Source organism: Nocardia jiangsuensis, from assembly GCF_042650385.1.
In the GTDB taxonomy this organism is placed as follows: domain Bacteria; phylum Actinomycetota; class Actinomycetes; order Mycobacteriales; family Mycobacteriaceae; genus Nocardia; species Nocardia jiangsuensis.
Map to the genome: position 1 here is coordinate 20,480 of NZ_JBHSAX010000011.1, position 12,165 is coordinate 32,644.

General features: G+C 75.9%; 1 protein-coding gene (running past one end of the window). It reads right to left on the reverse strand.

The window, feature by feature from the left end:
- Positions 1–12,165: the 3' portion of a non-ribosomal peptide synthase/polyketide synthase gene (locus tag ACFO0B_RS11510; protein ID WP_378612388.1), read on the reverse strand. The gene runs 13,122 nt beyond the window's last position; the window shows 12,165 of its 25,287 coding nt (coding positions 13,123–25,287); its start codon lies off the right edge, out of view; the stop codon is at positions 1–3.

Consider the following 12,165-nt stretch of genomic DNA (forward strand, 5'->3'; position numbering starts at 1 on the left):
CTATGGGTGCCGCGTCCAGAGGTCGGCCAGGACGTGGCCGATCCGGGAGAGCGCCGGTTCGGTGGTCATGTGCCAGTGCGTCGCGGGGACCGCGTGGTTGTGCACGGTGCCGTCGACGGCGCCCGCCCAGCCGGCGGCGCCGGTGGCACCGGTGGGGTCGTCGAGTGCGGCGGTGAAGTAGACGAGGTCGCCCTTGTAGGGGCGGGGGCGGTAGCCGGCGACCAGGTCGAGTGAGCGGACACCGGCGTCGAGGACGCGGTGCAGGCGGTCGGCGCCGAAGGAGGCGAAGGGTTCGGGGAGGTCGCCGAGGCGGGTGGCGAGGTCGCCGAGGGTGACCGGGGCCGGGGCCACCGGCGCGGAGCCGGCCGGCTCCTGGCCACCGGAAGCGGCGGCCGAGCCGAGGGTCAGGCTCGCGGCCTGCGAGCCACCGAGCAGACCGCCCAACAGGTCACCGACGACAACGGACCCGTCCCGCTCGGCGGGCACCTCGAGTGAGCTGTCCATCATGCCGAGCAGCGCGACCTGCTGACCCCGGTCCTGCAGCGCGACCGCGACGGCGTGCGCGAGCACCCCGCCCAGCGACCAGCCGAGCAGGTGGTACGGCCCCTCCGGCTGCACCGCGCGGATCTCGTCGACGCAGCGCGTTGCCCACTCGGCGAGCGAGCCGGGCAGCTCCGGCTCTCCGGCGAGCACCGGCGACTGCAGGCCGTAGAGCGGCCGCTCGCGGTCCACGTGCGCCGCCAGTCCGGCGAACGACCAGGCGATGCCGCCCGCGGGGGCGAAGCAGAACAGCGGCTCCGCGCTGCCGCCCGCGCGCAGCGGGAGCAGCACCTCGTAGGCGACCTCGCGGTCGATCCGCCCGCGCCCGGCCCGGTGCGCGGTGATCCGCTCGGCCAGCCCGCCGGGGGTGGGGGCGGCGAAGAGCCAGACCACGGAGACGGTCTCGCCGAGCTCGGCCGCGATCCGCCCGGCCAGGGTGGTGGCGAGCAGCGAGTTGCCGCCGCGCTCGAAGAAGTTGTCGGTGGTGCCGATCCGCTCGGCGCCGAGGACGTCGGCGAAGGCGGCGCAGACAACGTGCTCCAGCTCCGTTGCGGGCGCGGCGAACTCGGCGGCGGCGAGTTCGGGGGCGGGCAGCGCGGCCCTGTCCAGTTTGGCGTTGGCGGTGAGCGGCAGCCGGTCCAGCGGGATCAGCACCGCGGGGACCATGTAGCCGGGCAGCCGCTCGGCCAGCGCGGCGCGCAGCTCGGCGGGGTCGACCGCGTCGGCGGCGTAGTACCCGGCGAGCAGGGTGTGCTCGCCGGAGCCGTGCGCGAGCACCGCCGCCGCGCGCACCCCGGGCTGCGCACGCAGGGCGTGCTCGATATCGGCGAGCTCGATCCGGTAGCCGCGCACCTTGACCTGGAAGTCGCGGCGCTCCACGTACTCCAGCTGCCCGTCGGCGTTCCAGCGCACCAGGTCGCCGGTGCGGTAGAGCCGCTCCCCCGGCCCGCCGAACGGGTCGGCGACGAAGCGCTCGGCGGTGAGCTCGGAGCGGGCGTGATAGCCGCGGGCCAGCTGCGCACCGGCCAGGTACAGCTCGCCGGTGACGCCGATCGGCACCGGGTGCAGCCGGTCGTCGAGGACGTGCACCCGCGACCCCGCCTCCGGCGTTCCGATCGGGGTGACCGGGCCGGGCAGCCCGGATTCGGTGCGGTAGCGGGTGATCGAGACCGCGGCTTCGGTGGGGCCGTAGAGGTTGTCGATCCGGGCTCCGGTCAGCGCGGCGACCCGGCGCACGGTGGCGGCGGGCAGCGCCTCGCCGATCACCAGCAGGCGGCGCAGCGGTGCGGGCAGCGGTGCGGCGCCGGTGGTCTCGGCGAGCATGGCGAGCAGCGACGGGACCAGGGTCACGGTGGTGACGCCGGTGCGCTCGATCAGGTCGAGCAGGCCGCGCGGGTCGCGCTGGGCGTCCTGCGGGGCGATGACCAGGCGGGCACCGGTGCGCGGGGCCAGCCAGAACTCCCAGACCGAGAGGTCGAAGGCGGCGGAGGTGGTGAGCAGGGCGGCGTCGTCGGCGCCGAGGTGGTACTCGGACTGCATCCATTCGAGCTGGTGCGCGACGGCGGCGTGCGGGACCGCGACGCCCTTCGGCGTTCCGGTGGAGCCGGAGGTGAAGATGACGTACGCCGGGTGCTCGGGGCGGAGCGGGGCGGTGCGCTCGTCGTCGCGCAGGGCAGCGCTGGACAGGGCGAACGTCGGCGTTTCGGCGACGGCCACGTTCAGCACCTCCCGGTGGCCGGGAAGGGGGTGCGGCCAGGCGGCGGAGGTCAGCACGAGCCGCGGGGCGGCGGCCGCGAGGACGGTGGCCGTCCGCTCGGCGGGGTGCGCCGGGTCGAGCGGGACGTAGGCGGCGCCCGCCGTGAGCACCGCGTACATCCCGACCACCAGGTCGACCCCGCGTGGCAGCGCGAGCGCCACCAGCGTTTCCGGGCCGAGACCGCGGCCGGCGAGCAGCCGGGCCAGCCGGTTCACCCTGGCGGCGAACTCGGCGTAGGTGACGGTGACGGCGCCGTCGACCAGCGCGATCGCCTCCGGCGTCCGGCGCACCTGCTCCTCGAAGCCGGTGACCAGGGTGGCCGGGCCTGGCAGCGAGCGATCCGGCCGGTTCCAGGTGTGCAGCAGCCGCTCGCGCTCGGCGGCATCGAGCAGCGCGATGTCGCCGACGGGGAGCTGCGGCGCCGCGCAGACGGCGTCGAGCAGCCGGTGCAGCCGGCCGGCGAATCCGGCGACGGTGGACTCGTCGAAGAGCGCGGTCGCGTAGGTGAGCGAGGCGGCGAGTCCGGCGGGCGACCCGTCCGGGTGGTAGCGGTCGGTGATCACCAGGTGCAGGTCGAACTGCGACACCTCGGAGGCGATGTCGAGCGCGCCGACCCGCAGCCCGGCCAGCTCCAGATCGGCCTCGGCCTGGTTGTGGAAGGAGAAGCCGACCTGGAAGAGCGGGTGCCGCGCGGTGGAGCGCTCCGGGTTGAGCACCTCGACCAGCCGCTCGAACGGCACGTCGGCGTGCGCGAACGCGGCGACGTCGGCTTCGCGCACCCGGGTGAGCAGGTCGAGGAACGGGTCGGCGGCGCGCACCTCGGCCCGCAGCACGAGGGTGTTCACGAACATGCCGACCACGTCGTCGAGCTCGGCGGCGCCGCGCCCGGCGACCGGGGTGCCGACGGCGATGTCGGCGGTGCCGGAGAGCCGGGCCAGCAGCGTGGCCCAGGCGGCGTGCAGCACCATGAACAGCGTGGCCCCGCGCTGCCTGCCGAGCTCGGCGAGGCGGCCGTGCAGCCCGGCGTCGACGGTGAAGTCGAGGTGCCTGCCCCTGGTGGAGACCACCGGGGGGCGCGGGCGGTCGGCGGGCAGGGTGAGCTGCGCGGGCAGCTCGGCCAGGGTCTCCCGCCAGAAGGTGAGCTGGCGGGTGACCAGCGAGCCGGGATCGTCCTCGGCGCCGAGGGTTTCGCGCTGCCAGCGGCTGAAGTCGGCGTACTGCACCGGGAGCGGGGTCCACGCCGGTGCGGCGCCGGAGCGGCGGGCCGCGTAGGCGCGCACGAGGTCGCGCGCGAGCGGGGCCAGCGACGAGCCGTCGGCGGCGATGTGGTGCACGACGACGACGAGCACATGCTCCGCGGGCGCGTCGGCCGATGCCGCACCGATGACGGCGAAGAGCCGGGCACGGACCGGGACCGCGGCGGTGACATCGAACCCGGCGCCGATGAAGTCACCCGCGGCGGCGAGCAGATCGTCCTCCGCGACCGGTATCGGCGTGAGCACCGGCCGCCCCGCCTCCGCGGTGGGCAGGACCACCTGCACCGGCCCGGATCCGGTGTTCGGGTACACCGTGCGCAGCGTCTCGTGCCGCTCGACGACATCGGCGACGGCGGCGTCGAGCGCCGCGATGTCGAGGTCGCCGCCGAGCCGCACCGCGAGCGGGATGTTGTAGGCGGTGGACTCCGGGTCGAGCCGGTTCAGCAGCCACATGCGCTGCTGGGCCAGCGAGAGCGGGACCGGGCCGGTGTGCTCCCGCCGGACCAGCGCGGGCGCGGAATCGCCGCCGGCGGCGCCGAGTTCGGCGGCGAGCGCGGCGACCGTCGGGTGCTCGAACACCAGGCGCACCCCGACCGGGGCGCCGAGCCGGGCGGCGAGCCGCGCGGCCAGCTGGGTGGCGGTGAGCGAGTTCCCGCCGAGCGCGAAGAAGTCGTCGTCCAGCCCGGCCCGCTCCAGGTCGAGCAGCTCGGCGAAGACCTCGGCGACCGCGTGTTCGGCGGCGGTGCGCGGGGCGCGGAACTCGGTGCCGCGGAACTCCGGCGCGGGCAGCGCCTTCCGGTCCAGCTTGCCCACCGGTGTGAGCGGCAGCGCGTCGAGCACGGTGATCGAGGCGGGCACCATGTAGCCGGCCAGCGAGCGCCCGGCGTGCGCGGTGAGCTCGGCGATGTCGACGGTGTGGCCGGGCGCGGGCACCACGTAGGCGACCAGCGCGGTGTTCCCGGACGGGTCCGGGTGCCCGAGCGTGACGGCGGCGCCGACCGACCCGTGCGCGGCGAGCACCGCGTCGATCTCACCCAGCTCGATGCGCAGCCCGCGCACCTTCACCTGCTGGTCGGCGCGGGCCGCGTAGCGCAGCCCGCCGCCCGCGGTCCAGGCCACCAGATCACCGGTGCGGTAGAGCCGCCCGCCCGCCGGGCCGTAGGGATCGGCGACGAAGCGGCCGGCCGAGAGCGAGGGCCGCCGGTGGTAGCCGCGGGCGAGCCCGGGGCCGCGCAGGTACAGCTCACCGACCACGCCGACCGGGACCGGCCGCAGCCTGGCGTCCAGGACCAGGGCGGACATGCCGTCGATCGGCGCGCCCATGTCGAACGGCTCGCCCGCGCGCAGCGGGGCGCTGATGCTGGTGATGACGGTGGTCTCGGTGGGGCCGTAGGTGTTGTGCAGCGCGCGGCCCGGCGCCCAGCGGTCGACCAGGTCGCGGCCGTACGCCTCGCCGCCGACGGTGAGGTGCGCGAGGCCGGGCAGCTGCTCGGGGTCGAGGGTGCGCAGCACCGCGGGGGTCAGGAAGGCGTGCGTGACCCCGGCGCGCCGGATGAGCGCGGTGAGTTCCGCCCCGCCGTACACCCCGGCGGGCGCGATCACCAGCCTGGCGCCCGCGGCCAGCGCCAGCAGCAGCTCCAGCATGGAGGCGTCGAAGCTGGGCGATGCCACGTGCAGCACGCGGGACCGCGCGGTCGTCCGGTAGGCGGCGAGCTGGGCCGCCGCCACCCCGGCGAGCCCGCCGTGCGTGGCGACCACGCCCTTCGGGACGCCGGTGGAGCCGGAGGTGTAGATGATCCAGGCCGGGTGCTCGGGGCGGATCGGGCGGAGCGGCCGCACCGCGCCGGGCGGCAGATTGCGCAGCCTGGCGGCGGTGTCGGCGGCGTCGACCGCGATCCACTCGACGTCGCCGGGCAGCTCGGCGCGGACCGCGCCGACGGTGAGGCCGAGCGTCGCACCGGAGTCGGTGAGCATGTGGCTGACCCGCTCGGCCGGGTAGGTGGGGTCGACCGGGACGAAGGTGGCGCCGGTGCGGGCCACCGCCCAGAGCGCGAGCAGCGACTCCGCGGAGCGCGGCACCGCGACGGCCACCGTGTCCTCGGCGCCGACGCCGTGCTCGACGAGCAGCCGGGCCAGCCGGGTGGAGCGCTCGTCCAGCGCCCGGTAGTGCAGCTCGCGCACGCCGTCGACCAGCGCGGTGGCGTCCGGGTTGAGCGCGACGGCCGCGGCCATGAGCTCGGGCAGTGTGCGCGGCGGCACGGTGCCGGCGGGGGCGACGAGCAGCGCGGCGCGCTCGGCCGGGGCGAGCAGCTCGGCGTCGCCCGCCGGGCGGGCCGGGTCGGCGGTGAGCGCGCCGAGCAGCCTGCCGAAGCGGCGCAGCAGCCCGGCGGCGGTGCCCTCGTCGAAGAGGTCGGTGGCGTAGTCGAGCTCGACGCTCAGGTGGCCGTCGGCGTCGGGGTCGCCTGCCACGGTGAACTGCAGGTCGAACCGGGCCACCGCCTCGGTGAACTCCACCGGGCTCGGATCCAGCCCCGGCACCGCGGTCGCGGCGCCCGCCGGGGAGCCGTCGGCCAGGTAGCTCAGCGCGACGGTGAAGAGCGGGTGCCTGGCCGGCGACGGCTCGGTGCCGAGCTCGTCCACGACCCGTTCGAAGGGAACGCCCGCGTGGCCGAAGGCGGCCAGGTCGGCGCCGCGCACGGTGTGGAGCAGCTCGGCGAAGGGTGCGGCGGTATCGATCTCGGTGCGCAGCACGAGGGTGTTCACGAACATGCCGACCAGGTCGTCCAGCGCGGCCGCGCCGCGCCCGGCGACCGGGGTGCCGACCACCACGTCGGCGCTGCCGGAGAGCCGGGCGAGCAGCACCGCGAGCGCGGCGTGCACGACCATGAACGGGGTCGCCCGGTGTTCGGCGGCCAGCGCCCGCACCCGGCCGGCCACCTCGGCGCCGATCCGGGCGCGCACGGTGCCGCCGCGGTGGCTCGCCACGGCGGGGCGCGGACGGTCGGTGGGCAGCGCGGGGTCGGGCAGGTCGCGCAGGGTCTCCCGCCAGAAGGCCAGCTCGGTCTCCGCGCTCGCCTCGACGGCGGCGGTCTGCCAGAGCGCGTAGTCCGCGTACTGGGCGGTGAGCGGCGGCCAGGCCGGGTCGGTGCCGAGCACCCTGGCCAGGTACGCGGCCATGAGGTCGCGCAGCAGCGGGGTCATCGAGTGGCCGTCGGCGGCGACGTGGTGCAGCACCGCGACCAGCACCTGGCTGGTGGGGTCCTCGCGCAGCAGCACCGCGCGCACCGGCACCTCGGCGGTGACGTCGAAGCCGCCTGCGAGTACCGCGCCGATCCGCTCGGCGAGCGGGGCGCCGTCCGGATCGCGCACCTCCAGCCGCAGCGGCGGCGGGTCGGCGGGCAGGATCACCTGGTGTCCGGTGCCGTCCGGCCCGGCCGGGTAGACGGTGCGCAGCACCTCGTGCCTGGCGACCACGTCGGCGAAGGCGGCGGTCAGCGCGGCGGTGTCGAGGCCGCCGTGCAGCCGGACGGCGACCGGGATGTTGTGCACGGCGGAGTCCGGGTCGAGCCGGTTGGCCAGCCACATGCCGCGCTGCATCGGGGCCAGCGGGAGCCGCTCGGGGCGGGCACCGGCCAGCAGCGGGACCACGTCGCCCGCCACCGATTCCGCGGTGATCCGCTCGGCGAGCGCCGCCACCCCGGACGCCTCGAAGAGCAGCCGCACCGGCACCCGCCGGTCCAGCGCCGCACCGAGCCGGGCGATCAGCCTGGTCGCGCTGAGCGAGTTGCCGCCGAGCGCGAAGAAGTCGTCGTCCAGGCCGATCGGGGTGGCGCCGAGCACCGCCTCGAAGGCCGCGGCGACCTGCCGCTGCACCGGGGTCACCGGCGGGCGGTAGGCGGTGCGGGCGAACTCGGGGGCGGGCAGCGCGGCGCGGTCCAGCTTGCCGGAGGCGTTGAGCGGGAAGGCGTCCAGCACCACGAGCACGCCGGGGACCATGTACGCGGGCAGCGCGGCGGCCGCGGCGGCGAGCACCTCGGCGTCGTCGAGCGCGGCGCCCGGCGCCGGGGTCAGGTAGCCGGCCAGGTGCTCGCCGACGACGAGCACCGCGGCCTGCGCGACGCCAGGCACCGCGGCCAGCACCGCCTCGATCTCGCCGAGCTCGATCCGCTGGCCGCGGAACTTCACCTGGAAGTCGGTGCGGCCCAGGTAGATCAGCTCGGGGGCGTGGGCGGAGGTGTCCCAGCGCACCAGGTCGCCGGTGCGGTACATGCGCTGGCCCGGCCCGGCGAACGGGTCGGCGACGAAGCGGTCGGCGGTGAGGTCGGGGCGGGCCTGGTAGCCGCGGGCCAGCTGGATACCGGCCAGGTAGAGCTCGCCCGCGACGCCGGGCAGTGCCGGTCGCAGCCTGCTGTCCAGCACGTAGACGCGGCTGTTCCACTCCGGGACGCCGATCGGCAGCACGCCGCGGCCGGTCTCGCCGGTGACGTCGCGGTGCGTGATGCTGACCGCGGCCTCGGTGGGGCCGTACAGGTTGTGCAGCGCCGCCGGGCTCACCGCGCCGAAGGCCCTGACCGTCTCGGCGGGCAGCGCCTCGCCGATCACGAAGACCTGCCGCAGCGTGGCCAGCGCGTCGGCGCGGCCCGCCGCCGCCACGTGCGCGGCGAAGACGCTGAGCATGGACGGCACGAAATCGGTGGCGGTGACGCCGTATCCGGCGATCACCTCGGTGAGGTAGCCGGGGTCGCGGTGGCCGTCCGGTGCGGCGAGCACGACGGTGGCGCCGACCCGCAGGGGCAGGAAATAACCCCACAGCGAGACGTCGAAGGTGGTGGCGGTCTTCTGCAGATACACCTCGCCCGCCGCCAGCCGATACCGGGACAGCATCCAGTTGGCCTGGTTGACGATCGCGGCGTGCGAGACGCTGACGCCCTTGGGTTTGCCGGTGGAGCCGGAGGTGAAGATGACGTACGCCGGGTGCGCCGGGCGCAGCGGCAGCGGCCGCTCGTCCGCGCCGATCGGGTCGTCCCGGTAGCCGTCCAGCCGCAGCTCGTCCAGCCGGACCACGGTGCCATCGCAGGCGATCTCGGTTCCGGCGGTGGCGAGCACCACGGCGGGGCGCGCGGTCTCCAGGATGTGCGCGATCCGCCGCTCCGGGTGGTCCGGGTCGATCGGCACGTAGGCGCCGCCCGCCTCCAGCACCGCGTACACCGCGACCACCAGGTCGATCGAGCGGCGCAGGGCCAGCGCGACCAGCGCCTCCGGCCCGACGCCGAGCTCGATCAGGTGCCTGGCCAGCTGGTTCACCCGGCGGGCGAGATCACCGTAGGTGATGCTGGTGACGGCGCCGCCGTCGTCGGGGACGAAGACCAGCGCCGGGTGGAACGGGGTGGCGGCGGCCTGCGCGGAGAACTCGTCCAGCAGCAGCTCGGAGCCGAAGGAGACGTGCGCGGAGTCGTTCCACTCGGTGAGCACCCGGTGCCGCTCGCCCGGCTCGAAGAGCTCGATGTCGCCGACCGGCTGGTCGGGGGTCGCGGTGACCGCGGCCAGTAGCCGGAGCAGCCGCTCGCCGAAGCCGCGCACCGTCGGCTCGTCGAAGAGGTCGGCGGCGTAGGTCAGCAGCAGCGCGTCGGCGGTGACGGTGAGCTGCAGGTCGAAGCGGGTGCCGACCTCGGTGACGCGGTGCTCGGCCAGGGTCAGCCCGGCCAGCTCGATCGCGACCGGTTCCAGGTTCTGGAAGAAGAGCGCGACCTGGAAGAGCGGGTGCCGCGCCTGCGAGCGCGGCGGGTCGAGCACCTCGACCAGCCGCTCGAAGGGGACGTCGGCGTGCGCGAAGGCGTCCAGGTCGGTCTCCCTGACCCGGCGCAGCACGGCGCCGAACGGGGCGGCGGGCGGCACCTCGGTGCGCAGCACGAGGGTGTTCACGAACATGCCGATGACGTCGTCGAGCTCGGCGGCGCCCCGGCCGGCGACCGGGGTGCCGACGGCGATGTCGGCGGTGCCGGAGAGCCGGGCGAGCAGGGTCGCGAGCGCGGCGTGCACCACCATGAACGGGGTGGCGTCGTGCGCGGCCGCCAGTGCGGCGATCGACCTGACCAGCGCGGGGGCGAGCGGGAGCGTGGTCTCCCCCGCCCGGTGCGAGGCGACGGCCGGGCGCGGGCGGTCGGTGGGCAGATCGAGCTGGGCGGGGGCGCCGCGCAGCGCGGCGCGCCAGTACCCCAGCTGGGCGGCGGCGGTCGAGCCGGGGTCGTCCTCGGCGCCGAGCAGCTCGCGCTGCCAGAGCGCGTAGTCCGCGTACTGCACCGGGAGCGGGGTCCATGCCGGGGCGGTGTTCCCGGTCCGCGCGGCGTAGGCGGTGGCGAGGTCGCGGGCGAGCGGGCCGAGCGAGAAGCCGTCGGCGGCGATGTGGTGCACGACGAGGGCGAGCACGTGCGCGGCCGGGCTCTGCCTGAGCAGCGCGACCCGCACCGGGACCTCGGCGGTGACATCGAACGGGGTGCCGACCAGCTCGGCGACGGCCCGGGCCGGGTCCGGTTCGTCGGTGACCGTGAGCGCGGGCGACCGGTCCGCGGGCAGCACCCGCTGCCAGCCGGTGCCGTCCAGGTCGGGGTAGAGCGTGCGCAGGGTCTCGTGCCTGGCGACCACGTCGGCCAGCGCGGCGGTGAGCGCGGCGACGTCGAGCGGGCCGGTGAGCCGGATGACGGCGGGGATGTTGTTCACCGTCTCGGCCGGGTCGAAGCGGTTCAGGAACCACATGCGCTGCTGGGCCGGGGAGAGCGGAACCAGCTCGGTGCGCGGGCGGCGGGTGAGCGCGGGGCGGCCGCCGGTGCCCGCGAGCCGTTCCGCGCGGGCGGCGAGCGCGGCGACCGTCGGGGCCTCGAAGACCAGGCGGACCGGGAGCTCGGCGGCGAGTTCGGTGCCGAGCCTGGCGACCAGGCGGGTGGCGAGCAGGGAGTTGCCGCCGAGGGCGAAGAAGTCGTCGTCGGCGCCGATCTCGCTCGTGCCGAGCAGCTCGCCGAGGATCCGGGCGACGAGGCGTTCGGTGTCGGATTCCGGGGCGCGGAAGGTGGCGGTCTCGAATTCCGGGGCCGGGAGGGCGTTGCGGTCGAGTTTGCCGGACGGGTTGAGTGGGAGGGTCGCCAGCGGCACGAAGGCGGTGGGGATCATGTACGCGGGCAGCGTCTCCGCCAGCGCGCGGCGGGCGGTGCCTGCGTCGAACGAGCCGATGGTTCCCGCGGCCGTATCCGGGACGACGTAGGCGACGAGTTGATCGCCGCGGTGCGGGTCGGTGCGGACCGCGGCGACCGCGCGGCGGATGCCGGGGAGCGCGGCGAGCGCGGTCTCGATCTCGCCGAGCTCGATGCGCAAACCGCGCAGCTTGACCTGGAAGTCGGTGCGGCCCAGGTACTCCAGCTCCCCGTCGGCGCGCCTGCGGACCAGGTCACCGGTGCGGTACATGCGCTCGCCGGCCGGGCCGAAGGGCGCGGCGACGAAGCGGTCCGCGGTGAGGTCGGGGCGCGCCAGGTAGCCCTGGGCGAGCTGGGCGCCCGCCAGGTACAGCTCCCCCGGCACGCCGACCGGCACCGGCCGCAGCCTGCCGTCCAGCACGTAGAGGCGGGTGTTGAAGACCGGCGCGCCGATCGGCACCGACTCGGCGTCGGCATCGGCGACCGTGTGGTGCGTGACGTCGACCGCGGCCTCGGTGGGGCCGTACAGGTTGTGCACCGCGGCGCCGGTCAGCGCCCGCGCCCGCTGCGCGACAGCGGCGGGCAGCGCCTCGCCGGAGGCGAAGAGGTGCCGCAGCCGGGCGGGCTCCGCCGCGCGCGGCTCCTCGAGGTACACCGCGAGCACCGACGGCACGAAGTGCACCGCGGTGACGCCCGCGTCGGCGATCAGCGCCGCCAGCTGCGCCGGGTCGCGGTGCCCGTCCGGCCCGGCCAGCACCAGCGCGGCGCCGACCTGCAGCGGCCAGAAGAACTCCCACACCGACACGTCGAAGGTCGCCGGGGTCTTCTGCAGGACGACGTCCTCGGCGCCGAGCCGGTACCGCTCCTGCATCCACACCAGCCGGTTCACGATGGCCGCGTGCGCGACGACCACCCCCTTGGGGCGGCCGGTCGAGCCGGAGGTGAAGAGCACGTAGGCGGCGTGCCCCGGCTGCCGGACGCCGAGCAGATCCACCTGGGTGAGCGGGGTCGCGGCGAAGCCGGCGAGTTCCAGCCGGTCGATCCGCACCTGCCGGACGTCGCCGGCCTCCGGGTCGAAACCGGAGGTCAGCATGAGCAGCGGACGCGCGATGGCCAGCACGTACTCCACCCGCTCGGCCGGGTGGTCCGGGTCGACCGGAAGGTAGGCGCCGCCCGTGGCGAGCACCGCGTACATGCCGACCACCTGGTCGGCGCAGCGGCGCATGCCGAGCGCGACGATGGAGTCGGGGCCGACGCCCTGGCCGGTCAGCCAGCGGGCAAGGCGGTGCACCCGGGCGGCGAACTCGGCGTAGGTGAGGGTGGTGTCGCCCGCGCGCAGGGCGGTGGCGTCGGGGGTGCGGGCGACCTGGCGCTCGAAGAGGGTGTTCAGGGTCTCGCCGGGGGCGCCGGGGTGCTCGGTGGCGTTCCA